Genomic DNA, 25553 nt, shown 5'->3' on the forward strand with positions numbered 1-25553 from the left:
GTTGCACACCGGTTTATTGTTGCCCTGTTGAAATAGCCGTTATTGAAATCCGGCCCGATATAACAGGTAAATACCATGACGACATTCAGTTACCCTTGCGAAGAAAAGGCTCCTCTTTCCGGCCTTCAGTTGATGACGGCGTTGCTTTCCCAGCGTCTGGTGCCTGGACCGTCGTGGAAATTGCCGCGCTACCGTTTTAAATTTTTATTCCGCGCGCTGACCCAGCCACGTCGCACGTTTGGCCTGCTGGATTATCTGGCTCATCACCCGCAACGCGATGAGATCCTGACTGCGCAGCCGAGCCTGCCGTGCAAATTGCATCGTGTTTATCAGGCGTCCAATATCACCCCAGAAGAGGCGATGAAGCGCATCACCGATCACTACGACATGATCGGCCACTGCCTGCCGGAGGCGATTAACCACGGCTATCTGAATAAAAAACCGATGGCGATCGCCACCCTGACCGGCAAAGAAGAGCAGCGTTACGCGATCACCTTTAACTCTGTCAGCCGTCTGGATAAAGAAGGTGAAGCCACATTGATCTTCAACAATCCGCAGGGCGAACCGATCGCTATCGTGACCTTCTCTTTCATCTATTATCAAGGCCAGCCAACGTTGTTCATTGGCGCACTTCAGGGCCCGAAAGCACAGGTTGATCATCAGGAAATCCAGAAAGCGACCAAAGCCTGCCACGGTTTATTTCCGAAACGTCTGGTGATTGAAGCGCTGACCACGCTGGCAGAGCTGGCGGGCATGTCGCAGATTGTCGCGGTGGGAAATCACACGCACATCTACGAAAACCCGCGCTACAAAAAGCGTAAAGGTATGGTATATGCCGACTACGACAGCTTCTGGGAAACCATGGAGGCGAAACAGGGCGAAGACGGTTATTTCCATCTGCCGCGTCAGATAGCCCACCGGCCGCTGGAAGAGATCGCCAGTAAACGTCGCGCAGAATACCGCCGCCGTTACCAGCTGTTAGATGATTTGGAAAGCCAGATCCGTCAGACATTTTCCAGCGGACATGGTCACCAGATCATTGTTGAAGAGAACCGCGCAGCCTAATCCGCCCTGCCCCGCGCCAGCCAGGCAACGCGGGAAAACATTTGCCTCAGTAGCGGAGGGATCGAGGAGGTCCCTCGCAGCGACGCTGACTGCGCGACGTCAATCGCCAGATCCGGCTTCGAACTGCGGTGAATGGCCTTATCGATAATCCTTCTCGGCGACATCGGCACGTTTTCCGGTATCGCCGAGTGTTTGCGATACACATCTTCGAACCCTTCCCGATACAGAAAATATTCAATGTCCTGAGTAGGCAGCGAGGTCAGCCGGTAGCGCAGATTGTCATCGTGATTCTCCACGTTGGCCGTCACCGTCGCCGCGTATTTGCGCCCCGCTTCGTCACCGTCCACCAGCACGTGCCATTCAATGCCCATCTGCCGGGCAAAGCGTAGTAAAGGCTTCAATCCGCACTGGGCAAATTCGATGACCTTGATCCCTTCCGACTCAAAATGATATCCACACTGGCGCGCCAGCTGATTGAGCAGCCAGACTTCGGTTTCGCCTTCCACAAGCAGCCAGCAGCGGGCGAAAAGCGATGACGGGCGATTAAAGCGGATATGAAACGCGATCCGACGGCTGTCTTCCATACTCAACCCTTCCGGGCCGATGGCATACGCTGCGACACGCGACGATTCGCGCACCAGACGGCAAATTTGCTCAACCGGTACCAGCGACAGCAAGTCGCCGGAGTTGGTGGTGGTAATACGCTGTAAAGGCAGTTGATCGAGCAATCCCCACGCGACCGATAGCATAATCGGATGCAGACGGGTTTCGGGGTCTTCGATCAGCAGCAGCGGTCGCGCATCCGGATGCAACACTACCGAACCTTTTGCCTGCAACAGCGTGGAGAACATCCCAAGCAGCATTACGCGCATGCTGCGGCTGTTCGGCTCGGCAATCATCCGGTTGATATTATCCAGCGAGCGCCATGCCCGTCGGCTTTCGGCGCGGCCATGACGCTTCTGCTGCCACGGCGCACTGTTGGATGTCCCCTGCTCAGCGAAATAGTGCTCCAGCAACTGCTGCATCGCCGAAAGCCCGCTGCGCAGTTCGCTGTTGGTCAGCGATTGCGGGTTATGCACCAGTCCGCGCGTCAGCTCATCCAGCTGGTGCGCCAGTTGTTCGTTATTGGCAGAAAGCCGTGGTGCCAGCGTTTCGCTGCGCAGACGGCGGATAAAGCGGGCATCGCGCAGGCGTAAAACCGGATTGAGGCGCACAAGCGCCTGCGCCAGCGGATCGATGGTGGTCAGATTGAGCGGCTGCCCGTTGGAGGAGAGGAAACTGCGCAGCGTCATCACGCTGCCGTCATCGTCCAGTTCACCTTCCAGACGATAATAAATGCGGTTCAGGCGATCGGGGCATTTTACCCACAGCGGCGACAGCGCATTAAAGCGTGGCGACATGTGGTGTCCGGCCTGATTTTCACAAAAGGTCAACACGATGTGCAGATACTGTGATTTAGATTCCTTCTCCCCTGCCGGAAAATAGAAATCCTCTTCTTTGAAGCAGTACAGTTTCGGGTCAGGGGCGAGCAGCAGCGTCAGGGCATCCAGCAGACTGGATTTACCCCAGGCGTTTTCTCCGATTAACACGGTGTTGGTCAGAAAGGATTCGGTTTGCCCCTGATGCGCTGAGCCGGTTATCGATGCGCCACGCTGCGCGGGCTGAGTCAGTGTCAGAGAAAGTCGGTTAATGCCACGAAAACCGACAATATCAATGTGTTCCAGATACATCAGACGCCTCCTGTGCGCTCATTACATTCCTGAGCATGGCGTGAAAAATCGGTTGCCGTCAAGGCTGCCCGCGGATCTCTGTGTACCGAAGCTGCTTTACAGTCAGATAACTTTTGGTTAGCGTGTCGGGCGGTATTTTCTGTGCCGCGCTCCTCTCATGGAACCTCACTTTTCAGGGATTTTTGCCTCATGTATTCCGGCCTGTTGATTATTCTTTTGCCGCTGATCGTCGGTTACCTTATTCCGGTCAAAAACCGCTCGCTACTGCACATCGTTAACCAGATGCTGAGCTGGATGGTGTACGTCATCCTGTTCATTATGGGCATCAGCCTGGCCTTTCTCGATAATCTCAGTACCAATTTACTGCTGATTTTCAAATACGCCGCCGTCTGTTTCCTGTGTATCTTCGTGATGAACTACGCCGCGCTGTGGCTGCTCGAACGCCGCCGTCCCTGGAAAACCCAGTTTAAGCAGGAAAAATTACCGTCGCGTTTACACATGGCGCTTGAGTCACTGAAATTGTGCGGCGTAGTGATTGGCGGCTTCGCACTCGGCCTGACCGAATGGCACTGGCTGACCTTCGCCTCACAGGCCAGCGAAATCGCGCTGCTGTTCCTGCTGGCGCTGGTGGGCATTCAGCTACGCAACAGCAGTATGACGCTGCGCCAGATCATCCTTAATCGTCGCGGCATCATCGTCGCTTTGGTCGTGGCGATAAGCGCACTGATCGGCGGGGCGGTTGCCGCACTGCTTCTCGGCCTGCCGCTGAAAACCGGTCTGGCACTGGCCTCAGGTTACGGCTGGTATTCGCTTTCCGGTATCGTGCTGACCGACTCGTTCGGGCCGGTCATTGGCAGCGCCGCGTTCTTTAACGATCTGGCGCGCGAACTTTGCGCCATCATGCTGATCCCGACCTTAGTACGCAGCAGCCGCTCCACCGCGCTCGGCCTGTGCGGCGCGACGTCCATGGACTTCACGCTGCCGGTATTACAGCGCAGCGGCGGGCTGGACATGGTACCGCCTGCGGTCGTTCACGGCTTCGTGCTCAGCCTGCTGTCGCCAGTGCTGATGGCCTTTTTCTCCGCCTGACGCCCTGTTTTCCCGCGGCACTTTGCGGCGGGAACTTCCCTTTTCAGCCCCTGCCAAAACTTGCGGTAAATCAACTCCGCCTCACTTTGTCTTAAAAACGCTTCATTTCTAAGCCAGCCCGTCTTAGTCTTATTTTAAAACAAGCATTTCAAATGCAACTTTAAAAAAGGACCTCATAATGTTTTGTGTGCAATGTGAACAAACAGTCCGTACCCCGGCGGGCAATGGCTGCGCGTATGCGCAGGGAATGTGCGGAAAAACCGCAGAAACCTCTGATTTGCAAGACTTACTGGTGGCTGTACTTCAGGGCTTATCGGCCTGGGCGCTGGTCGCCCGCGGTTACGGCATCGTCGATGAAGAGATCGACAGCTTCGCCCCGCGCGCCTTTTTCTCCACGCTGACCAACGTTAATTTCGACTCCGACCGCATCGTCGGTTACGCCCGTGACGCGGTTATCCACCGCGAATCTCTGCGGGTGCGTTGCCGCCTGATGGATCCGCAAATCACGGTGGATCATCCGCTGGCCGCGCTGGAACTGGTCAGCGACAATCTGAGCGAGCTGCAACAGCAGGCGCAGCAATTTGCGCTGAACGACGACAAAGCGCGCGTCGGTGACGACATTCACGGCCTGCGGATGCTTTGTCTTTACGGCCTGAAGGGCGCGGCGGCCTATATGGAACACGCGCACGTGCTCGGTCAGGCAGATGTGGCGATTTACGCTGAGTATCACCGCCTGATGGCGTGGTCAGGCACCCAACCGGCGAACATGGGCGAGCTGCTGGACAACGCCATGGCTATCGGCAAGATGAATTTCAGCGTGATGGCGATCCTGGATAAAGGCGAAACTGACGCCTACGGACACCCGCAGCCGACCTCCGTCAATGTCCGTCCCTTGGCGGGCAAGGCCATTCTGATTTCCGGCCACGACCTGAAAGATCTGCAAATGCTGCTGGAGCAAACCGCCGGTACCGGTATTAACATCTACACCCACGGCGAAATGCTGCCAGCACACGGCTATCCTGAGCTGAAAAAGTACCCGCATCTGGCCGGAAATTACGGCAGCGGCTGGCAAAATCAGCAGGTGGAATTTGCGAAATTCCCCGGTCCGGTGGTGATGACGTCCAACTGCATTATCGACCCCAACGTCGGCAATTATGGCGACCGCATCTGGACACGCAGTATCGTCGGCTGGCCGGGCGTACAGCATCTGGAAGGGGAGGATTTCGCGCCAGTGATCGCCCAGGCGTTGCAGCTGCCGGGCTTTCGTTACAGCGAAATTGAGCAGGAAATCACCGTCGGCTTTGGCCGCCAGACCTTGCTTGGCGCGGCGGATACAGTCATTGATCTCGTCGCCGCCAAAAAACTGCGTCACATCTTCCTGATTGGCGGATGCGACGGCAGCCGCAGCGAGCGCAGTTATTTCACCGATCTGGCAGTCAGCGTGCCGAAAGACTGCCTGATCATGACGCTGGCCTGCGGCAAATATCGTTTCAACAAACTGGACTTCGGCACCATTGAAGGGCTGCCGCGCCTGCTGGACGTCGGTCAGTGTAACGATGCCTATTCCGCCATTATTCTGGCGGTGAATCTGGCTGAGAAGCTGGGTTGTGGCGTCAATGAACTGCCGCTGAGTCTGGTGCTGTCGTGGTTCGAGCAAAAAGCCATTGTGATCCTGCTGACCCTGCTGTCGCTCGGCGTGAAAAATATCGCCACCGGCCCGACCGCGCCTGCTTTTCTCACCGATAATCTGCTGGCAGTGCTGAATGAGAAATTCGGTCTGCGGGCGATCACCTCGGTGGAGCAGGATCTGCACACCATGCTGGCGGAGTAAACCACGATGAACTTTCCGTTATTTCCCGATCAGCCGACTGCGCTGTGTCAGAACCGTATGCAGGTGCATTCCGTCACACAGGAAACGCCTGACGTGTGGACGATTTCGCTCCTCACTCATGACGTTTATGACTATCGCCCCGGCCAGTTTGCGCTGGTGAATATCAGCCTGCGCGGCGACGTGCAGCGTGCGTATACGCTTTCCTCCACGCCCGGCCTCAGCCCGTTTATTCAGCTGACAGTGCGACGCATCAGCGGTGGCAGCGGTTCCGGCTGGCTGACGCAGCAATTGAAAACGGGCGACTATGTCTGGCTATCAGACGCGCAGGGAGAATTCACCTGCGACACCGCCCAGCCGCTGTTGCTGCTCGCCGCAGGCTGCGGCGTGACGCCGGTGATGTCCATTGCGCGCGACGTGCTGGCGAACTGCCCGGCGCAAAACGTCCACGTCTTTTACAGTGTACGCTGCCCGCAAGATGTCATTTTCGCCGCCGAATGGCGACGGCTGGCCGCGCAGTACCCGCAGCTGACACTGATCATTCTGGCCGAGCAGGATGCGCTGCCGGGGCAGATCGCCGGACGTCTGAGCCAGGACCTCCTGCAAAGTCAGGTGCCGGACATCCGTTCACGGCGTGTGATGATTTGCGGCCCCGCGCCGTATATGACGCTGGCCGGAAACTGGACGGAGGAGCTGGGCGTTCCGGCGGAAAATATCGTCAAAGAGCAGTTTCAGGCAACAGAAATGGAAGTATCAGATGAAAGGACTCTGACGCTGACACGCCTGACGCCGCTGACCAACTATCGTGTTGCCGTCGGCACTACGTTGCTGGCAGCCATGGAGCAACACCAGCTGCCGGTCACCGCAGCCTGCCGTGCCGGTGTCTGCGGCAGCTGCAAAACTCGCGTGCTCAGCGGCGATTACCAGACGACCAGCCGCATGACACTGACTGATGATGACGTCGCGCAGGGTTACGTGCTGGCGTGTAGCTGTCAGCTTCAGGGCGACGTCACCCTCGCCTGATCCCCGCAATCCCCTGCCCGCTCATGACTTCTTACAGTCTGCGCGGGCATATTTACAAATCTTCACCCCTCTCCTTTGCCTATTTTTGTATGGTTTAACCTCTGTCATTCACCACGAAAATGTCACTGCGAATTCATGGACTATGATTAACGCATTCATTTTTGATGATTAACTGAGGGAACACAGAATGAAAGAGAGCGTAGCGTCTTATTTAGCTAAAACTCTGGAAGCCGCGGGCGTAAAACGTATCTGGGGTGTCACCGGGGATTCACTCAACGGGCTGAGCGATAGCCTGAACCGCATGGGCACTATCGAATGGCTCGGCACGCGCCATGAAGAAGTCGCCGCGTTTGCCGCCGGTGCCGAAGCACAAATCACCGGTGAGCTGGCGGTGTGCGCCGGATCCTGTGGGCCAGGCAACCTGCATCTGATCAACGGCCTGTTTGACTGCCATCGCAATCATGTGCCGGTGGTGGCCATTGCCGCGCACATTCCTTCCAGCGAAATTGGCAGCGGGTATTTTCAGGAAACCCATCCGACCGAACTTTTCCGCGAATGCAGCCACTATTGTGAAATGGTGACCAACCCCGAACAACTGCCGCAGGTACTGGCCATCGCCATGCGTAAAGCGATTCTTAACCGTGGGGTGTCGGTGATTGTATTACCGGGCGACGTGGCGCTGAAACCGGCGCCAGAAGATGCCAAAATCGGCTGGTATCCGCCGGTACTGCCGCGTGTTATCCCGCAGCCCACCGAGCTTGAAAAACTGGCGGAACTGCTGAACGGCGCCACCAATATCACCATGATGTGCGGCAGTGGCTGCGCGGGCGCACACGATGAAGTGATCCGTCTGGCGGAAACATTGAAAGCGCCGGTGGTGCACGCCCTGCGCGGTAAAGAACATATCGAATGGGATAACCCGTACAGCGTCGGCATGACCGGGCTTATTGGTTTCTCCTCCGGTTTCCACGCGATGATGAATGCCGACACGCTGATCCTGCTCGGCACGCAGTTCCCGTATCGCGCGTTTTATCCGACCGACGCCAAAATCATCCAGATCGACATTAATCCGGGCAGCATCGGCTCGCATTGTCACGTTGATATGGCGCTGGTGGGCGATATTAAATCCACTCTGACCGCGCTCCTGCCGCAGCTGCAACCGAAAACCGAACGCAAGTTCCTCGACAAAGCGCTGAAGCATTACGAGGAAGCGCGAAAGGATCTCGATTCGCTGGCGACGCCAAACGATAAGCAGGCGATCCACCCGCAATATCTGGCACAGCAAATCAGCCGGATTGCCGCGTCCGATGCAATATTTACCTGCGACGTCGGCACCCCTACCGTCTGGGCATGCCGTTATCTGCAAATGAACGGTCAGCGCCGTCTGCTCGGATCGTTCAACCACGGTTCGATGGCCAACGCCATGCCGCAGGCCATTGGGGCGCAGGCGATCGACCGCTCGCGTCAGGTGGTGGCGCTGTGCGGTGACGGCGGTTTCTCCATGCTGATGGGGGATTTCCTGACGCTGGCGCAGCAAAAGCTGCCGGTGAAAATTGTCATTTTCAACAACAGCGTACTGGGTTTTGTGGCGATGGAAATGAAAGCCGGTGGCTACCTGACCGACGGTACCGAGCTGAAAAATCCGAATTTCGCCGCCATGGCCGAAGCTGCTGGCATCAAAGGCATACGCGTGGAGAAAGCCTCTGACGTTGATGCTGCCTTGCAGGACGCCTTCGCCTACGAAGGACCGGTACTGGTGGATGTCGTCACTGCCACCGAAGAACTGGCGATGCCGCCGCAAATCAAATTCGAACAGGCTAAAGGCTTCAGCCTTTACATGCTGCGCGCGGTGATAAGCGGTCGCGGCGACGAAGTCGTCGAACTGGCAAAAACCAACTGGCTGCGATAACCCTGACGGGGCTATAGTGGAGAATCAGGCGGGCGTTTGTCGCTCGCCTTTTCCTGCACTTAACATTCATCCAGCAGAAGGAAGCCGACGTTGATCGATTTACGCAGTGATACCGTAACCCGCCCCAGTGAAGCTATGCGTCAGGCGATGGCCCGCGCTGAAGTCGGCGATGATGTCTACGGCGATGACCCGACGGTAAATGCTTTACAGGACATGGCGGCCACACTGTGTGGTAAAGAAGCCGCACTGTTTCTGCCCACCGGCACCCAGGCCAATCTTGTGGCATTGCTGACCCACTGTCAGCGCGGCGAAGAATATATCGTCGGCCAGAAAGCCCACAACTACATGTATGAAGCCGGTGGTGCTGCGGTGCTCGGCAGCATTCAACCGCAGCCGCTGGATATGGCCGACGACGGTTCCATTCCGCTGGATAAAGTCGCTGCCGCCATCAAACCCGATGACATTCATTTCGCCCGCACCCGCCTGCTGAGCCTCGAAAATACGCACAGCGGCAAAGTGCTTCCGCTCGATTATCTGCAAAAAGCCTACGCGTTCACCCGCGAAAAAGGGCTGGCGCTGCATATTGACGGTGCGCGTATCATGAATGCCGCCGTAGCCCAGGGCGTTGAGCTGCGCGAAATCACTCAATATTGCGATACCCTGACCATCTGTCTTTCCAAAGGTCTGGGCGCACCGATAGGCTCACTGCTGATCGGCAGTAAAGCGTTTATTCACCGCGCTAACCGCTGGCGCAAAATGACCGGCGGCGGTATGCGTCAGTCCGGCATTCTGGCCGCTGCGGCCATTTATGCGCTGGAAAATAACGTTGAACGTTTGAAAGACGATCACGACAACGCACAATGGCTGGCTGAAGAGCTGACCAAACTGGGCGTGGAAATCGCCGAGCCCGGTGCGCAGACTAACGTGCTGTACATCAGACAGAGCGCAGAGCTGGCCGAAAAAATGGGCCCGTGGATGCGCGAGCGCGGTGTGATCATCAGTGCCGGCCCGCTGACCCGTGTGCTGACACACATCAACATCAGCCGTGAGGATTTGCAAAAAGTCGTCGCCCTGTGGCAGGAGTTCCTGCACGAACACGCCTGACATCGCCCTGCCTGCGGCGCTAATAAGAAAGTTATCGCCGCAATTTTATGATTCATTTGACCTTTAGCAAAACGGATTATGCACATGCCACGGATCGTCATACTCGGTGCCAGCGGATATATCGGCCAACACCTGACTGCACACCTGAGCCAGCACGGTTTTAAGGTCACTGCCGCCGCGCGCCGCCTTGAATGGCTGCAACAACAGAAATGGCAAAACGTCCGCTGCTGTTTTGCCGATGTCTACCAGAGTAAAACGCTCGCCGCCGCGTTCGAAGACGCAGAAGTGCTGGTGTATCTGGTTCACGCCATGACCGAAGACGACGATCTGCTGGAAAAAGAGCGGCAGGCTGCGCAGCATACCTTGCTGGCACTGAAAGATTCTTCGATCAAACACATTGTCTATCTTGGCTCGATGCAGCCGCAAGACAGCGATTCGCCGCATTTGCAGGCGCGCAAACTGACCGGCGATTTACTGCGCATGAGCAATATCCCGGTTACCGAGTTGCGCGCGGGTATTGTCATCGGCGCAGGGTCAGCCGCGTTCGAAGTGATGCGCGACATGGTCTATAACCTGCCGGTGCTTACGCCGCCGCGCTGGGTGCGATCCAAATCCTCACCGCTGGCGCTGGAGAATCTGCTGGTCTATCTGCGCGGTCTGGTGACCTTGCCCGCGACGGAGAACCGCATTCTGGAAGCGGCCGGACCGGAGTACATCAGCTATCAGACGCTGTTTGAACGCTTTATCGCCATGAGTGGAAAACGTCGCTGGCTGATCCCCATTCCGATGCCGACGTCATTTGTGTCCGTCTATTTTCTCAGCCTGATCACCTCTGTACCGACGCCGCTCGCCAAAGCGCTGATTCAGGGGCTCAACCACGATCTCCCCGCAGACAGCGCAGAGTTACAAACGTTGATCCCGCAGGAACTTATCTCCGTTGATGAAGCCATCCGCAGCACGCTGGAAAAAGAAGAGCATCAGGTGATGGACTCGCCGGACTGGGGATACGATGCCGACGCACGGGAACGCTGGCGTCCGGGCTACGGCTTTTACCCCAAGCAGGCCGGATTTACGCTGGAAACCTCGGCCTCCAAAGCGGCATTGTGGCAGGTGGTGCAACAGCTGGGCGGGCGCGAAGGCTATTTCTATGCCAACGGATTATGGAAAACGCGGGCGCGTATGGATGATTTACTCGGCGGCGGCGTAAAGTATGGCCGCCCTGACCGTGAATTCCTCAAATTAGGGGATAAAATTGATGGCTGGAAAGTCATCGGCCTGAAACCCCAGCGTGAACTGGTGCTGCTCTTCGGGATGAAAGCGCCGGGGCTCGGGCGGTTAACCTTCACCATCACTGACAATGGCGAAAGTCGCAGTCTTGATGTCCGCGCCTGGTGGCATCCGGCAGGTTTCCGCGGCCTGCTCTACTGGTTTAGTATGATGCCCGCTCATCAGTTTATTTTTCGTGGCATGGCCAAGCGCATCGCCAGCCTCGCGCGACAGAAAGATCGCTGCGGGCGTTAAAGGGTTATTTAACGCGCTTTCAGACATTGCTCACGCCCTTTCCCATTGCAAGCCGCACAAATTCACGAAAGAATGGCACCCTTATTGCTCACGGGTGCATTCTCCCCGAAGCGAACAACAATTTTTCTCTGTTTATGAAGGCATTGGCCTGTTTATGAGAGTTTTGGTTACCGGCGCCAGCAGCGGTCTTGGGCGTAACGCGGTTGAGTTTCTGCGAAATAAAGGCATCAGCGTCAGGGCGACAGGTCGCAATGCCGCGATGGGCTCACTTTTGCAGAAAATCGGTGCGGAGTTTATTCACGCCGATCTCACCACGCTGGTCTCATCGCAGGCCAAAGCCCTGCTCGCGGATATCGACACCGTCTGGCATTGTTCGGGGCTGATGTCGCCGTGGGGCAGTGAAAAGGAATTTGAACTGGCTAACGTGCGCGCCACGCGGCGTCTGGGGGAATGGTCGGCGGCCTACGGCGTCGAAAACTTCGTCCATATTTCGTCACCGGCGATCTACTTCGATTTCCATCATCACCGCGATATTCAGGAAGACTTCCGCCCTCACCGCTTTGCGAACTCCTTTGCCCGCAGTAAGGCTGCCGGTGAACAGGTGATCCACACTCTGGCGATGTCCAATCCGCAAACCCACTTCACCATTTTGCGCCCGCAGGGGATTTTCGGCCCGCACGACAATGTGCTGCTGCCGCGCCTGCTGCAAATGCTGAAATACGGCGGCACGCTGATGCTGCCGCGCGGCGGTGAAGCGCTGGTGGACATGACCTACGTCGAGAACGCCGTCCACGCCATGTGGCTGGCGACGCAGACTGACACCACCGAGTCAGGCCGCGCCTTCAATATCACCAATCAGCAACCACGACCGCTGCGTACCATGGTGCAGCAGTTGATGGAACAACTGGATATCAAATACCGCATCCGCTCGGTGCCTTATCCGGTGCTGGATGTGATGGCGCGCGGGATGGAGCGGATGAGTAAAAGCTCGCACAAAGAGCCGGTGCTGACCCACTACAGCGTGGCGAAGCTGAATTTCGACCTCACGCTCGATACACAGCGCGCGCAGAAAGAACTGGGCTATCTGCCGGTGATTTCGCTCGATCAGGGGATTATCCGCACCGCCGACTGGCTGCGCGATCACGGTAAACTTCAGGGTTTACACGGCATCGGCCCGAAACGCGACTGACCGCGACGGCCAGCCGGTTTAACTCTCTCTGTCCGGAAACTGCTGCAACAACGCCTGCACAATCGCTTCGGTTTGTGCATCGGCATTCCCGCGGTAATCACTCTGCCTGAAATGCATCTGGAACGCCGCGATCACCCGGCGTTGCTGCTTCTGCGTCATCCCTTCCGTTACCGTATAACCGTACTGATTCAGCAGAGTCAGAAGCGACGCCTGACTCACCGGCTGTTGCGGGCTGCGCCCTGCCAGATTCGCCTGAACTCGTGCCGCGTCCGGCCATGCGCCGACGCCGCGTTCTGCCAGTTGCTGCCACGGGAACAACGGCCCCGGATCGTCTTTGCGCTGCGGCGCAACATCGCTGTGGCCAATCACGTTACGCGGCTCTATCTGATATCGCGCCACAATCTCTTTGCTGAGATCGGCCAGCAAATCAATCTGGGCAGGCGGGAACGGATAGAATTTCTTGCCCAGCAGATACACGCTGTAGCCCTGATTTTCCAGCTCGATACCGACGGACGTGTCGTTCAGATTGGTCCGTCCGCGCCAGCCGCTGGCCCCCGCGTGCCATGCGCGCATTTCCTCAGGCACCAGTTGCCAGGCCACCGGTTTGCCCTGTTCGAGCGGCGGTTTGGCCGGGATCAGGTAATGCGCACTGACGTGCTCATCAGTCAGGGTATTTAATGCATTGTGGAAATCTTCGGCAGTGTAGTGGATCACCAGAAAGCGGATCCGCTGATCCGCACCCTGTGCCTGCCGGGTGGTTTCCAACCGGAATGGCGCGTTTTCCGCGGGCTGGCTGACGCTCTGACATCCCACCAGCATCAGCAACAACGCCGCACAGAAACCGGCTTTCAGACCAGGACATCTCATTTGCGATGCACAATCACTGCGGTACCGGAGATGCTGACCATCAGCATACTGGCGTTTTTGCCAACGGTTTCGTAATCGATATCCACGCCCACAACCGCATTGGCACCGCGCTCTTTGGCCTGTTCTTCCAGCTCGCTGAACGCAATTTCACGGGCTTTTCGTAACTCTTTCTCATAAGCGCCCGAGCGTCCACCCACGATATCGCGCACACCGGCGAAGAAATCGCGGAAAATATTGGCACCTAAAATGGCCTCGCCGGTCACTACGCCGCAGTATTCAGCGATAACAAAACCTTCGAGCGTTGGGGTTGTTGTAATTTGCATGAGTATTCCTTATCAGTTCTCGTCCGGGTTCATAGAAAAGCGCCTGAACAGCATAAAGTATGCGCAGGCAAAAAACGTATCATTTTCTCTTCGCCATGCATTAAGCCAAATCGCTTTTATACTGTATGGTAAAGAAAGTCATGGTGAAAACGTTCAATCTTTCAGTAAGGAATACAATGAAAAAGAAAATTCTTGCCGCCGCCCTCCCTTTGGCATTGATGCTCAGTGCCTGTACCACGGTCGAACCTGCGTATAAGGATATCGGCAGCCGCACGGCACCGTGCATCGATGGCGGCCCGGACAGCGTTGCCCAGCAGTTTTTTGACTTCCGCATCAAGCAAGGCGGCAGCGGTTTACCGAACTCAAGCCAGCTCGCCGCGTATCGCCCTTATCTGAGCACCGGTTTGTATGACGCGTTGTTGAAAGCGCAATCCCAGCCGAAAGTCGATATCGCCGCGTCTCCTAACGAGAAAGCTGGCGTCGGCTCCGGCGATGGCGACGTATTCTCCAGCCTGTTTGACGGCCCAACGTCTGCGTCTGTCGACAGCGCCTCGACCATTCCCAACACCGATGCCCGCAACATCCCGCTGCGCATAACCTTTACCCATGACAAAGAGAAAGGCGCATCCACAACCTGGAAAGATGAAGTGCTGATGGTGCGTGAAGGCAAATGCTGGACCGTCGATGACGTCCGGTATATGGCAGATCTGGATTTCGCCTCCAGCGGCACGTTGCGCCAGGTTTTGGAAAATCAGTAACCGGTTAGTTTCCTGAAAAAACCTTAAAAAAGCGTATGCATAATGTTGGTTGATGATGAATAACGTCATTGACCAACATCTGCGTCACAGTGATGCAACAATATCTTGTGCTACACTTTGGCATTCCTGCGGCGACAGATAATTTTTAAGCCGCGATCGTTGCATAACTATGCTGTGGAAGTTACCATCTGCGGCATCAATGGCTATTCACTATTTGCGCATGAGTATTCAACTTAATAGCATCAACTGCTTCTACGGCGTGCATCAGGCGCTTTTTGACATCCAGCTCAACTGCCCCGCCGGTGAAACTCTGGTTTTACTCGGGCCAAGTGGTGCAGGCAAAAGCTCCCTGTTACGTGTTCTGAACCTGCTGGAAATGCCGCGTTCAGGCACATTGCAAATCGCCGGTAACACCTTCGATTTCACCCGCAAGCCGGATGAAAAAGCGGTTCGCGAACTGCGTCAGAACGTCGGAATGGTCTTCCAGCAATACAATCTGTGGCCACACCGCACCGTGCTCGACAACTTACTGGAAGCCCCGATGCGTGTATTGGGTCTGACAAAAGATGTCGCGATGGAGCGTGCCAAAAAATTGCTGACCCGTCTGCGACTGACCGACTACGCCGATCGTTTCCCTTTGCACCTTTCCGGTGGCCAGCAACAGCGTGTGGCGATTGCCCGTGCCCTGATGATGGAACCTCAGGTCTTGCTGTTTGATGAACCGACTGCCGCACTGGATCCGGAAATTACTGCCCAGATCGTCAGCATCATCAAAGAACTGGCCGGTACCGGGATCACACAAGTTATCGTGACCCACGAAGTGGAAGTGGCGCGTAAAACCGCCAGCCGGGTGGTGTACATGGAAAATGGACGCATCGTGGAGCAAGGCGACGCCTCTGTGTTCAAGCAGCCGCAAACCAAAGAGTTTGCCAGCTACCTGTCCCATTAATCTGTTTGTCTATAAAATCATCAATTGATGTTTTCTACGGAGTTAGCGATGAAAAAATTAGTAATTGCCGCGGTTCTGGCTACCGTCAGTTTGTCAGCCAGCGCTGCTGACACCATCCGTTTCGCGATGGAAGCGTCTTATCCTCCGTTTGAGTTTGTAGATTCCAAGAATCAGATCCAGGGTTTTGACGTCGACCTGGCCAACGCCATGTGTAAAGAGATGCAGGCCACCTGTACCTTCACTAACCAGGCATTCGACAGCCTGATCCCAAGCCTGAAATTCCGTCGTTTTGACGCTGTGATTTCCGGTATGGACATCACCCCTGAGCGCGAAAAACAAGTCGCGTTCACCAATGCGTATTATGACAACTCCGCGCTGTTCATCGCGCACTCCGGCACATTCACCGACGTCGCGTCGCTGAAAGGTAAACGTGTCGGGATGCAAAACGGCACCACCCATCAGAAATACCTGATGGATAAGCATCCGGAAATCACCGCTGTGCCTTATGACAGCTATCAGAATGCCGTCCTGGATCTGAAAAATGGTCGTCTGGATGCCGTATTTGGTGACACCGCCGTGGTCAACGAATGGCTGAAGCAGAATAAAAACCTTGCCGCCGTGGGTGACAAAATCACCGATCCGACCTACTTCGGTACCGGTCTGGGCGTCGCCGTTCGTCAGAACAATACTGAATTGCTGACGAAACTGAATGATGCACTGGCGAAAGTAAAAGCTGACGGCACTTACAAGACGCTGTATTCAAAATGGTTCCAGCAATAAGTTTGCCTATCAATGAATGAATTCCAACCTTTAGCAAGCGCCGCCGGGATGACCGTCGGCCTTGCCGTTTGTGCGCTGATCCTCGGCCTCGTTCTGGCGATGATTTTCGCTGTCTGGGAATCCGCGCCGTGGAAGCCGCTTAGCTGGCTGGGCACCGCGTGGGTTACCGTGCTGCGCGGTCTGCCGGAAATTCTGGTGGTCCTGTTCATCTATTTCGGTTCCTCACAACTGCTGATGGTGCTGGCCGATGGCTTTAGCATCAACCTCGGGCTGTTTGCCATTCCGATCAAGTTGCCTATCGAAAACTTCGAAGTCAGCCCGTTCGTCTGTGGCGTGATTGCCCTGTCCCTGCTCTATTCAGCTTATGCCTCGCAGACGCTGCGCGGCGCGCTGAAAGCCGTGCCACAGGGCCAGTGGGAATCCGGTCAGGTGTTAGGGATGAAGAAGGCGGCCATTTTCTTTCGCCTGATCATGCCGCAAATGTGGCGTCACGCGCTGCCGGGCCTGAGTAATCAGTGGCTGGTGTTGCTTAAAGACACCGCGCTGGTCTCGCTTATCAGCGTGAACGACCTGATGTTGCAAACCAAAAGTATCGCGACCCGTACTCAGGAGCCGTTTACCTGGTACGTGATTGCCGCCTGCATTTATCTGCTTGTCACCCTGTTCAGCCAGTTCGTGATCAAACGAATCGAACTGCGTACCACCCGCTTTGAACGGAGTGCTTCCTGATGTGGGAATATTTACCTGAAGTCCTGAAAGGATTGCACACCAGCCTGACGCTGACCGTGGTCGCACTGGTGGTTGCACTGGTGCTGGCGATGCTTTTTACCGTGATCCTGACGCTCAAACTGCCGGTCATCAGCCAGATCGTGAAAGGCTATATCACGCTGTTCACCGGTACACCGCTGCTGGTGCAAATCTTTCTGATTTACTACGGTCCGGGGCAGTTTCCGTCGATCCGGGAAATCCCGTGGTTATGGGAAGTCCTGTCGCAACCGTGGCTGTGCGCGATGTTTGCGCTGGCGCTGAACAGTGCGGCGTACACCACGCAGCTGTTTACCGGCGCGGTGCGGGCGATCCCGTCCGGCCAGTGGCAATCATGCGAAGCGCTGGGCATGTCAAAAGCGCAGACGCTGCGTATTCTGCTGCCGTATGCGTTTAAACGTGCGCTGTCCTCCTATTCCAACGAAGTGGTGCTGGTCTTCAAAAGTACCTCGCTGGCCTACACCATTACTCTGATGGACGTGATGGGTCATAGCCAGCTGATGTATGGCCGGACCTATGACGTGATGGTGTTTGGTGCCGCCGGTCTGGTGTATCTGTGCGTCAACGGATTGCTGACTTTGATGATGCGCCTGATAGAGCGCCGCGCGCTGGCGTTCGAACGCCGCAACTGATTGCACATTGGCAGACTCCGCACATGAAGGGACGAGAAATCGTCCCTTTTTTATGTCTGTTGGCTGTCGGCTTATTCTATTTTATAATTTTTTAATCAAATTTATTGCATACAAATTCATTTAATGGCACTTTGTTTGACAGGTTTCGCTTCCTGCCAGTGACCCGATTACATTAATAAAATCAGTAAACTGAACCGTGAAGGGAATGTCATTTTTTGAACAGGAATGTATTGCATGAAAAAGCTGATCCTCGCTGCCGTTTTATCTGCCACTGCTTTTACCGCAACCGCTGCGGACACCATCCGCTTTGGTACCTCTGCGACCTATCCTCCGTTTGAATCGATGGATGCCAACAACCAGATCGTCGGGTTCGATATCGATCTGGCCAACGCGGTGTGTAAGCAGATGCAGGAAACCTGTACCTTCACCAATCAGCCTTTCGACGGCCTTATCCCGGCACTGAAATTTCGTCGTTTTGACGTGATCATCTCCGGCATGGACATCACTGAAGAGCGCAGCAAACAGGTCACTTTCACCCAGCCGTACTATGCCAACACCGCCATGATCATCGGACCGAAAGGCAAGTTCTCATCAATGGCTGATCTGAAAGGCAAACGTGTGGGTCTGGAAAACGGCACTACACACCAGAAATACCTGATGGAAAAACATCCTGAGATCACCACCGTTGGTTACGACAGCTATCAGAATGCGATTCTGGATCTGAAAAGCGGTCGTCTGGATGGCCTGCTGGGCGATACGGCAGTCCTGAATGGCTGGCTGAAATCCAACCCGAATCTGGGCGAAGTCGGTGAGCTTATCAAAGATCCGCAATACTTCGGTACCGGCGTTGGTATGGCCGTGCGTCCTGAGAATAAAGAGCTGCTGGCGAAACTGAACGCCGCGCTGGAAGGGATCAAAGCCAACGGTGAATTTAAGAAGATTAATGATAAGTGGTTCCCGATTAACTGATCCCCTTCATCCTTCACGCCGCCTCAGCACTGGCCGCCCTCCCGACCCCCGGTCACATACATTAATATGTGACCGGGGGTCGCTCAGTTGCCGTCCAGATGCAACTCGAATGATTTTGGTGACGCTTTAAAAAGTCGCTTTTATGCGTGACATCTCTCAAATTTGTAACGCCGTCACACGTATTTCATTAAAAAAGTGACATTCGTCACACTTAGTTCATGGAATGACTTCTACACTGTTAAACCGTAACTACTTCGAGATCGAATGTTTATGCACGCACGTTTTCACACCGCCTTTGCGGCACTCCCTGAAAATCTGTCCTCCGCCCTTGAGCCTTTTCTGCGACATGATGACTTCCCGGCAATGCTCACTGCGGCAGACGTTGCGCAAGTAAAACAGGCGACCGGACTCGATGACGATGCGCTGGCCTTTGCGCTGTTACCTCTTGCAGCCGCCTGCTCCGTTACTCCGATTTCTCATTTTCACGTCGGCGCGATTGCGCGCGGCACCTCCGGCAACCTGTATTTCGGTGCCAATATGGAATTCGCCGGTGCGCCAATGCAGCAGACCGTCCACGCTGAACAGTCTGCCGTCACGCACGCCTGGCTGCGTGGCGAAACCCGGCTGGCTTCCATCACCGTAAACTACACGCCGTGTGGCCACTGCCGTCAGTTCATGAACGAGCTGACCAGCGGCACCGAGCTGGATATCCATCTGCCGGATCGCGACGTCGCCACGCTGGGTGATTACCTGCCGCACTCCTTCGGCCCAAAAGATCTGGACATCACGACACTGTTGATGGACAAGGTCGATCACGGCTATCAGCTCGATAATGCCGATGCCCTGACGTTGCTGGCGCTGGATGCCTGCAATCAAAGTCACGCGCCATACAGCAAGTCTTACAGCGGTGTCGCGCTGGAAACGCACAGCGGCAAGCAGTTCGCCGGTCGCTATGCCGAAAACGCCGCGTTCAACCCGAGCCTGCCACCGCTTCAGGCGGCACTGATCCTGCTGAACATGTCCGGGGAAGACTGCCTGAAAGTGCGCCGCGCGGTGCTGGTCGAGAATACCGGCGCGCTGCTCACACAAGATGACGCCACCCGCGCCACGCTCAAAGCGATTGGCTGTGAAGAAGTAAAAACGGTGACCTGCTAAATCACCGCAGTGACGTGATCCAGATAACACTAAAGACTCCGTTCGCGGAGTTTTTAGTTACATAACATTGTCATTACATTTGTAATTTGAATTCGTCTTTTCCTCTCTGTTACCCTCATGTCTCTAAAAAATAAAAAACACCATTCTGAGCCCCCGGAAGAGTAAAATCATGGAACTTGAATACGAAAGCAAACGCCCGCTGTATATCCCACATGCCGGCCCTATCCTGTTAGAATTCCCCTTACTGAATAAAGGCAGCGCGTTCACCGAAGAAGAGCGCAACAATTTCAACCTTCACGGCCTGCTGCCAGAAGCGGTTGAAACCATTGAAGAACAGGCCGACCGCGCCTATCGCCAGTTCCAGAATTTCAAAACCGACATCGATAAGCACATCTATCTGCGCAACATTCAGGACACCAACGAGACGCTGTTTTACCGTCTGCTGGACAGTCATCTGAGCGAAATGATGCCGGTGATTTATACCCCGACCGTCGGCGAGGCCTGCGAGCATTTCTCTGATATCTACCGCCGCGCCCGTGGCCTGTTTATCTCCTACCCGAACCGCGCGCACATTGATGACATGTTGCAAAATGCCACTAAACAGCACGTGAAAGTGGTGGTGGTGACCGACGGTGAGCGCATTTTGGGCCTCGGCGATCAGGGCATTGGTGGCATGGGTATTCCTATCGGTAAGCTTTCGCTGTATACCGCCTGTGGCGGCATCAGCCCGGCGTATACCCTGCCGGTCGTACTCGACGCGGGTACCAATAACCCGCAACTGCTGAATGACCCGCTGTACATGGGCTGGCGTCATCCGCGTATTACCGGCGAAGAGTACGACGCCTTCGTCGATGAGTTCATCCAGGCGGTGAAAATTCGCTGGCCGAACGTGCTGTTGCAGTTCGAAGATTTTGCGCAGAAAAATGCGATGCCGCTCCTCACCCGTTACCGCGATGAGCTGTGCTGCTTCAACGATGACATTCAGGGCACCGCGTCCGTGGCGCTGGGCAGCCTGATTGCCGCCAGCAAAGCCGCAGGTGGCAAGCTGAGCGATCAGACCGTTGCCTTCCTCGGTGCCGGTTCCGCTGGTTGCGGTATCGCCGAGCAAATCGTCGCGCAGATGAAATCCGAAGGTCTGAGCGAAGAGGAAGCTCGCGCACGCGTCTTTATGGTCGACCGCTTCGGCCTGCTGACCGACAAACTGCCTAACTTGCTGGATTTCCAGAGCAAGCTGACGCAAAAAAGCAGCGCGCTGGCTCACTGGGATTTGGCAAACGACAGCATTTCTCTGCTGGACGTTGTCCGTCACGCCAAACCTACCGTGCTTATCGGCGTATCCGGCCAGCCGGGTCTCTTCACCGAAGAGATCATCCGCGAGATGCACAAGCACTGCGCGCGTCCGGTGGTGATGCCGCTGAGCAACCCGACTTCCCGCGTTGAAGCCACGCCTGCGGATATTCTGCACTGGACCGACGGCGCCGCGCTGGTCGCCACCGGCAGCCCGTTCGCGCCGGTCAGCCTCAAAGGTAAGCTGTACCCTATCGCGCAATGCAACAACTCCTTCATCTTCCCAGGGATCGGGCTGGGCGTGATTGCCTCCGGTGCCACGCGCGTCACCGACGGCATGCTGATGGCCGCCAGCCGCACGCTGGCAGAATGTTCGCCGCTGGCAACCGAAGGCACTGGCTCACTGCTGCCGGACGTCGATGATATTCAGGGCGTATCAAAATGCATCGCGATGGAAGTCGCCAAAGCGGCGCAGTTGCAGGGTGTGGCGATGGTGACATCAGAAGATACGTTGTCGAAAGCTATCGAACGCAACTTCTGGGCACCGCAGTACCGGACGTATAAACGCACGTCATTCTGATGTAGACAAAAACTGCTGCAATCGAGACCAATGCCTTGCGCATTGGTCTTTTTTTTGGCGCAAATTGCGGTCCGCTACGCATTTAGGTAAGTAATTCCCTGAAAAGTGCTGAAAAAACCCGCGAAGGCCGGTGATGCAGAGTTCAACGTATTGCGTCACCCTGACAGGTAAAGTAGCCTTGGATCCGATTTCCATCCGATCATAAACAGGGATACCTATGATTAAGCGAATTATAGCTGGCGTTACCGGCATCGTTATTCTGATGCTGGCAGTCGCTATTGGGCTTGATCAGTGGATCAGTTTACGCACGCAGCCATATATCTACGACGAAGTACAATCGTTGCCACATCGTCAGGTCGGCGTGGTGCTGGGCACCTCAAAATATTACCGCACCGGCGTCATCAATCAGTATTACCTCTACCGGATCCAGGGCGCGATCAACGCCTACAACAGCGGTAAAGTGAAATATTTGCTGTTGAGCGGCGACAACGCGCAGCAAAGTTACAATGAACCAAGCACCATGCGACGCGACCTTATCGCGGCCGGTATTCCTTCCAGCGACATCGTGCTCGATTACGCCGGTTTCCGCACCCTTGATTCCATCGTGCGCACCCGCAAGGTTTTCGACACCAACGATTTCATCATCATTACCCAGCGTTTCCACTGTGAGCGCGCGCTGTTTATTGCGCTGCACATGGGTATTCAGGCGCAATGTTTCGCCGTGCCATCGCCAAAGAATATGCTCAGCGTCCGCAGCCGTGAAATCTTCGCCCGCCTCGGTGCGCTGACGGATCTCTATTTGCTCAAACGCGAACCGCGCTTCCTCGGGCCGCTGATCCCGATCCCGGCCATCCACAACGTTCCCGATGATGCGCAGGGCTACCCTGCGGTCACCCCGGAGCAGGTTCTGGCGTTGCAACAGCAGCTGGAAGCCGAGAAGAAAGTCGCAGAAGCCAAAGCGGCGGCTGAGAAAGCTGCCGCAGACAAAGCCGCTGCCGATAAAGCTGCAGCTGACCAAGCGGCCAGAATGAAGGCAGAACAGGAAGCCAACGATGCGGCGCAGGATGAAACGCAAGATGTGGAACCGACGGCAAAACCTGAGTCGGCGAAGCCGGTCGGCAGGAATCCTTTCAGGCAGTAATCGCAGGAAAAGCTCTTTTCTCTGCGCAGGGGAGAAGCAAAAGCTAAACACTTTCGCCAGGGCGTTAAACCCGGCATATCCTCAGAAAACAAAAAGGGCGCCGAAGCACCCTTTTATTTTAACTGCTGCTAAGATTACTTCTTCTTAGCGTATTTCAAAGAGTCCAGCGCCACCGCGAAGATGATGATGCTGCCCTTGATGATGTACTGCCAGTACGGGTTAACGCCGATGTAGGTCAGACCGTAGTTGATGACGGTAAAGATAAGCACACCAGTCACCACACCTGCCACAGAGCCCACACCACCGGCGAAGGACACGCCGCCAACCACACAGGCCGCGATAGCATCTAACTCATACATAAAGCCGAGGTTGTTGGTCGCACTGCCGATACGCCCTGCTTCCAGTAATCCACCAAACGCGTAGAACACACCGGACAACGCATAAATCATGATCAGGTTTAACGGTACGTTAACACCTGAAACTTTCGCGGCTTCCGGGTTACCGCCGATGGCGAAGATGTTTTTACCGAAGCGGGTTTTATTCCACAACACCCAGACGAAGGCGATAGCAATCACGGCGTAGAAAGTGATGTAGGAAAGCTTCAGGCCGCCCAGGTGAATAAAGCCCTGTGCAAACTGCGAGAAGCCCGGATCAAAACCGGCGACCGGCGATGACCCCACATAGTCGTAATACAGGGAGTTAATCCCGTAAACGATAATCATCGTACCCAGCGTGGTAATAAACGGGGTGACGTTCAGATAGGCAATAATAATACCGTTAAGCAAACCAATCAGCGCGCCAACGATACACACGGTCAGAATGACCAGCGGGATCGGCACTACTTCAAGATTCGGGAACACCTTGTTCACGTTATCCATTGCCTGAAGCATGGTAGCTGCCACAACTGCGGCCAGACCAACCTGACGCCCGGCTGACAGGTCAGTACCCTGCGTCACAATCAGACCCGCGACGCCCAGTGCAATAATGACGCGCACTGAGGATTGGGTCAGAATGTTACTTAAGTTGACCAGACTGAGGAAGCTGGGATCCTGGATAATAATAATCGCCAGTAATACCAACAGCACCACATAAATCCCGCCCTCTTTTAAATAAGTGAGCAAACTTTTCTTATTTAATGCTTTCATAATAAGAACCCTTAAAAATTAGAGATGCAAGGAAGCCAGGCGTAAAATTTCGTTTTGCGATGTATTTTTTGTGTCAACAATACCCGCAACCTGCCCGTTACTCATAACCAATATTCTGTCAGTAATACCCAGCAACTCTGGCATTTCAGAGGAGATAATAATGATCCCCTTTTCTCTTTTCGCCAACTCGGTGATTAACTGGTAAATTTCAAATTTCGCCCCAACGTCAATCCCGCGCGTCGGTTCGTCCAGCATCAATATTTCCGGCTTGGTTAATAACCAGCGCCCGATAATGACTTTCTGCTGATTACCGCCCGACAATGAACCAATACTGGTTTTATGCCCCGGCGTTTTTACCCGCATGGAATCGATCACCCATTGGGTGTCGCTTTTCATTCTGGCCGTATCGAGCAGGCCCACTTTATTTTTATATTGACGAATATTTGAAATCAGCGAGTTGAAACCGATATCCAGATACGCATAAATACCGGTTGAACGTCGTTCTTCCGTCACCAGCGCAAAGCCGTGATTAATCGCTTCGTTCGCGCTGTGGTTATTAATTTTTTTGCCGTGCAGTTTAATAGTACCGGCGACTTTCTCGCGAATACCAAACAGCGTTTCGACAATATCGGTGCGTTTCGCGCCTACCAGACCGGCGATCCCAAGGATTTCACCTTTGTGTAAATCAAAGGAAATATCACGGATCGAAGGCTGACGCAGCGAGGTCAGATTACGCACTTCGAGGATCACTTCACCCGGTACATTCAGACGATCCGGGAATCGCTGGCTCAGGGAACGGCCAACCATCATGGAGATAATTTTATCCATGTCGAGGCCTTCCAGCGGCTGCGTGATGATCCACTGGCCGTCGCGAAGAATAGTGATTTCATCGCAAAGCTGAAAAATTTCTTCCATCTTATGAGAGATATACACGATGCCGCAGCCACGATCTTTCAGCTTACGGATGATAGTGAACAGGTGGTTCACCTCTTTTTCCGTCAGCGAGGAAGTGGGTTCGTCCATGATGACGATTTTTGCATTGTAGGAAAACGCCTTGGCGATTTCGATCATCTGCATCTGCGAAACCGACAACTTACCGACCTTATCGCGCGGGTCGATATCAATGTCCAGTTCGTCAAAAATCGCTTTGGTGTCTTTGTACATTTTGTCCTGATCGACAAAAATACCTTTCGTCGGGTAACGTCCCAGCCACATGTTGTCCATGACGGTACGTTGCAACACCAGGTTTAATTCCTGATGCACCATCGACACGCCCTTTTCGAGCGCTTCTTTCGAACTTTTAAAATTAACTTCCTGTCCCTGAAAAAGAATCGTACCGGAGTCTTTACTGTATATCCCGAAAAGGCATTTTAATAATGTGGATTTACCGGCGCCATTCTCCCCCATAAGGGCATGAATAGATCCAGGGCGTACTTTTAAATTCACATTATCCAACGCCCTGACTCCAGGAAATGATTTATTGATACCACTCATTTCCAGCAGGAATTCGTCCGGCTTTTGTGTTGTGTCAGATAACGAATTATCGGCCATAGTTGTACCTGGCTAAAGATAAAAATAAACGGGTGTATTAATACCTGATGTCAGCCCCGCCAGCGGTCAGTACTCTCACCACCGGCAGGGCGACATGACGTCCTGTCAGATAAGCATTAACGTTAGGTCATACTTAGTCTTTATTTACGGCTTAACCGCAATTATTTATGCCACTGCTTAGCTTTGTTTTTGT

The 25553-nt window shown here is 54.8% G+C and carries 22 protein-coding genes; 17 read left to right on the forward strand and 5 right to left on the reverse strand.

The window, feature by feature from the left end:
• Positions 1-75: 75 nt before the first annotated feature.
• Positions 76-1065, forward strand: coding sequence for a VirK/YbjX family protein (locus TU92_RS09110; RefSeq protein WP_112166404.1), 990 nt, complete (start codon positions 76-78; stop codon positions 1063-1065).
• Here TU92_RS09110 and TU92_RS09115 read toward each other — a convergent pair.
• Positions 1062-2795: an ATP-dependent nuclease gene (locus tag TU92_RS09115; protein WP_112166406.1), complete on the reverse strand. Its 1734-nt coding sequence runs from the start codon at positions 2793-2795 to the stop codon at positions 1062-1064. The two genes, TU92_RS09110 and TU92_RS09115, sit on opposite strands and share 4 nt — an antisense overlap.
• A 189-nt stretch (positions 2796-2984) precedes the next feature.
• On the opposite strand from TU92_RS09115, the gene TU92_RS09120 reads away from it, so the two are divergent.
• From TU92_RS09120 to TU92_RS09150, 7 genes are all read left to right on the forward strand, one after another.
• The gene (locus TU92_RS09120; RefSeq protein WP_112166408.1) at positions 2985-3884 is read left to right on the forward strand and encodes a LysO family transporter; all 900 of its coding nucleotides are present in this window, start codon (positions 2985-2987) and stop codon (positions 3882-3884) included.
• Between the two features lie 178 nt (positions 3885-4062).
• Entirely contained in the window at positions 4063-5715 is a 1653-nt protein-coding gene (gene hcp, locus TU92_RS09125) for a hydroxylamine reductase (protein ID WP_112166410.1), read from the forward strand.
• A gap of 6 nt (positions 5716-5721) precedes the next feature.
• The gene (gene hcr / locus TU92_RS09130) at positions 5722-6735 is read left to right on the forward strand and encodes an NADH oxidoreductase (protein WP_112166412.1); all 1014 of its coding nucleotides are present in this window, start codon (positions 5722-5724) and stop codon (positions 6733-6735) included.
• A 187-nt stretch (positions 6736-6922) separates the two neighbouring features.
• Positions 6923-8644 (forward strand): ubiquinone-dependent pyruvate dehydrogenase, encoded by a 1722-nt coding sequence (gene poxB / locus TU92_RS09135; protein WP_112166414.1) that lies wholly within the window; start codon positions 6923-6925, stop codon positions 8642-8644.
• 90 nt (positions 8645-8734) lie between these two features.
• The gene (ltaE, locus tag TU92_RS09140; RefSeq protein ID WP_112166416.1) at positions 8735-9748 is read left to right on the forward strand and encodes a low-specificity L-threonine aldolase; all 1014 of its coding nucleotides are present in this window, start codon (positions 8735-8737) and stop codon (positions 9746-9748) included.
• A 78-nt stretch (positions 9749-9826) separates the two neighbouring features.
• The gene (locus TU92_RS09145) at positions 9827-11269 is read left to right on the forward strand and encodes a DUF2867 domain-containing protein (protein WP_112166418.1); all 1443 of its coding nucleotides are present in this window, start codon (positions 9827-9829) and stop codon (positions 11267-11269) included.
• A 154-nt stretch (positions 11270-11423) separates the two neighbouring features.
• Positions 11424-12458 (forward strand): NAD-dependent epimerase/dehydratase family protein, encoded by a 1035-nt coding sequence (locus TU92_RS09150; RefSeq protein ID WP_112166420.1) that lies wholly within the window; start codon positions 11424-11426, stop codon positions 12456-12458.
• Between the two features lie 18 nt (positions 12459-12476).
• On the opposite strand, the gene TU92_RS09155 is transcribed toward TU92_RS09150, so the two are convergent.
• Positions 12477-13325, reverse strand: coding sequence for an N-acetylmuramoyl-L-alanine amidase (locus TU92_RS09155; protein ID WP_425272528.1), 849 nt, complete (start codon positions 13323-13325; stop codon positions 12477-12479).
• Complete coding sequence (locus TU92_RS09160; protein ID WP_112166422.1) at positions 13322-13648, reverse strand: heavy metal-binding domain-containing protein; 327 nt, start codon at positions 13646-13648, stop codon at positions 13322-13324. Before TU92_RS09160 ends, TU92_RS09155 begins: the two co-directional genes overlap by 4 nt.
• 176 nt (positions 13649-13824) lie before the next feature.
• Between TU92_RS09160 and TU92_RS09165 the strand changes: the two genes are divergently transcribed.
• The 9 genes from TU92_RS09165 to sanA all read left to right on the forward strand — a co-directional run bounded on the left by TU92_RS09165 (position 13825) and on the right by sanA (position 22664).
• The gene (locus TU92_RS09165; protein WP_112166424.1) at positions 13825-14406 is read left to right on the forward strand and encodes a lipoprotein; all 582 of its coding nucleotides are present in this window, start codon (positions 13825-13827) and stop codon (positions 14404-14406) included.
• A 220-nt stretch (positions 14407-14626) separates the two neighbouring features.
• Positions 14627-15355, forward strand: coding sequence for an arginine ABC transporter ATP-binding protein ArtP (gene artP / locus TU92_RS09170; protein WP_112166661.1), 729 nt, complete (start codon positions 14627-14629; stop codon positions 15353-15355).
• 48 nt (positions 15356-15403) lie between these two features.
• Complete coding sequence (gene artJ / locus TU92_RS09175; protein WP_112166426.1) at positions 15404-16135, forward strand: arginine ABC transporter substrate-binding protein; 732 nt, start codon at positions 15404-15406, stop codon at positions 16133-16135.
• A 12-nt stretch (positions 16136-16147) separates the two neighbouring features.
• Entirely contained in the window at positions 16148-16864 is a 717-nt protein-coding gene (gene artQ, locus TU92_RS09180) for an arginine ABC transporter permease ArtQ (protein WP_112166428.1), read from the forward strand.
• Complete coding sequence (artM, locus tag TU92_RS09185) at positions 16864-17532, forward strand: arginine ABC transporter permease ArtM (protein ID WP_112166430.1); 669 nt, start codon at positions 16864-16866, stop codon at positions 17530-17532. The genes artQ and artM overlap by 1 nt, the downstream gene beginning before the upstream one ends.
• A 234-nt stretch (positions 17533-17766) precedes the next feature.
• Complete coding sequence (locus TU92_RS09190; protein WP_112166432.1) at positions 17767-18501, forward strand: arginine ABC transporter substrate-binding protein; 735 nt, start codon at positions 17767-17769, stop codon at positions 18499-18501.
• A 270-nt stretch (positions 18502-18771) separates the two neighbouring features.
• On the forward strand, positions 18772-19656 hold the full coding sequence (cdd, locus tag TU92_RS09195; RefSeq protein ID WP_112166663.1) for a cytidine deaminase: 885 nt from the start codon (positions 18772-18774) through the stop codon (positions 19654-19656).
• A 169-nt stretch (positions 19657-19825) separates the two neighbouring features.
• Positions 19826-21523: an NAD-dependent malic enzyme gene (locus TU92_RS09200; RefSeq protein WP_112166434.1), complete on the forward strand. Its 1698-nt coding sequence runs from the start codon at positions 19826-19828 to the stop codon at positions 21521-21523.
• Positions 21524-21740: 217 nt separating this feature from the next.
• A complete protein-coding gene (sanA, locus tag TU92_RS09205; protein WP_112166436.1) occupies positions 21741-22664 on the forward strand; it encodes an outer membrane permeability protein SanA in 924 nt (307 codons plus the stop codon).
• A 134-nt stretch (positions 22665-22798) separates the two neighbouring features.
• Here sanA and mglC read toward each other — a convergent pair whose 3' ends face one another.
• Positions 22799-23809 (reverse strand): galactose/methyl galactoside ABC transporter permease MglC, encoded by a 1011-nt coding sequence (gene mglC / locus TU92_RS09210; RefSeq protein ID WP_112166438.1) that lies wholly within the window; start codon positions 23807-23809, stop codon positions 22799-22801.
• An 18-nt stretch (positions 23810-23827) separates the two neighbouring features.
• Complete coding sequence (mglA, locus tag TU92_RS09215) at positions 23828-25360, reverse strand: galactose/methyl galactoside ABC transporter ATP-binding protein MglA (protein WP_112166440.1); 1533 nt, start codon at positions 25358-25360, stop codon at positions 23828-23830.
• Between the last annotated feature and the right edge of the window lie 193 nt (positions 25361-25553).

The organism is Rahnella inusitata, from assembly GCF_003263515.1.
Classification (GTDB): domain Bacteria; phylum Pseudomonadota; class Gammaproteobacteria; order Enterobacterales; family Enterobacteriaceae; genus Rahnella; species Rahnella inusitata.

Excerpts from the sequence above, each read along its gene's own strand:
- hcp (WP_112166410.1), top strand. The coding sequence starts at position 4,063 with ATGTTTTGTGTGCAATGTGAACAAACAGTCCGTACCCCGGCGGGCAAT.
- mglA (WP_112166440.1), bottom strand. The coding sequence starts at position 25,360 with ATGGCCGATAATTCGTTATCTGACACAACACAAAAGCCGGACGAATTC.
- mglC (WP_112166438.1), bottom strand. The coding sequence starts at position 23,809 with ATGAAAGCATTAAATAAGAAAAGTTTGCTCACTTATTTAAAAGAGGGC.
- artM (WP_112166430.1), top strand. The coding sequence starts at position 16,864 with ATGTGGGAATATTTACCTGAAGTCCTGAAAGGATTGCACACCAGCCTG.
- TU92_RS09165 (WP_112166424.1), top strand. The coding sequence starts at position 13,825 with ATGAAAAAGAAAATTCTTGCCGCCGCCCTCCCTTTGGCATTGATGCTC.
- artQ (WP_112166428.1), top strand. The coding sequence starts at position 16,148 with ATGAATGAATTCCAACCTTTAGCAAGCGCCGCCGGGATGACCGTCGGC.
- TU92_RS09145 (WP_112166418.1), top strand. The coding sequence starts at position 9,827 with ATGCACATGCCACGGATCGTCATACTCGGTGCCAGCGGATATATCGGC.
- TU92_RS09155 (WP_425272528.1), bottom strand. The coding sequence starts at position 13,325 with ATGAGATGTCCTGGTCTGAAAGCCGGTTTCTGTGCGGCGTTGTTGCTG.
- TU92_RS09110 (WP_112166404.1), top strand. The coding sequence starts at position 76 with ATGACGACATTCAGTTACCCTTGCGAAGAAAAGGCTCCTCTTTCCGGC.
- poxB (WP_112166414.1), top strand. The coding sequence starts at position 6,923 with ATGAAAGAGAGCGTAGCGTCTTATTTAGCTAAAACTCTGGAAGCCGCG.
- TU92_RS09200 (WP_112166434.1), top strand. The coding sequence starts at position 19,826 with ATGGAACTTGAATACGAAAGCAAACGCCCGCTGTATATCCCACATGCC.
- artJ (WP_112166426.1), top strand. The coding sequence starts at position 15,404 with ATGAAAAAATTAGTAATTGCCGCGGTTCTGGCTACCGTCAGTTTGTCA.
- cdd (WP_112166663.1), top strand. The coding sequence starts at position 18,772 with ATGCACGCACGTTTTCACACCGCCTTTGCGGCACTCCCTGAAAATCTG.
- TU92_RS09115 (WP_112166406.1), bottom strand. The coding sequence starts at position 2,795 with ATGTATCTGGAACACATTGATATTGTCGGTTTTCGTGGCATTAACCGA.
- sanA (WP_112166436.1), top strand. The coding sequence starts at position 21,741 with ATGATTAAGCGAATTATAGCTGGCGTTACCGGCATCGTTATTCTGATG.
- TU92_RS09120 (WP_112166408.1), top strand. The coding sequence starts at position 2,985 with ATGTATTCCGGCCTGTTGATTATTCTTTTGCCGCTGATCGTCGGTTAC.
- TU92_RS09190 (WP_112166432.1), top strand. The coding sequence starts at position 17,767 with ATGAAAAAGCTGATCCTCGCTGCCGTTTTATCTGCCACTGCTTTTACC.
- hcr (WP_112166412.1), top strand. The coding sequence starts at position 5,722 with ATGAACTTTCCGTTATTTCCCGATCAGCCGACTGCGCTGTGTCAGAAC.
- TU92_RS09150 (WP_112166420.1), top strand. The coding sequence starts at position 11,424 with ATGAGAGTTTTGGTTACCGGCGCCAGCAGCGGTCTTGGGCGTAACGCG.
- TU92_RS09160 (WP_112166422.1), bottom strand. The coding sequence starts at position 13,648 with ATGCAAATTACAACAACCCCAACGCTCGAAGGTTTTGTTATCGCTGAA.
- artP (WP_112166661.1), top strand. The coding sequence starts at position 14,627 with ATGAGTATTCAACTTAATAGCATCAACTGCTTCTACGGCGTGCATCAG.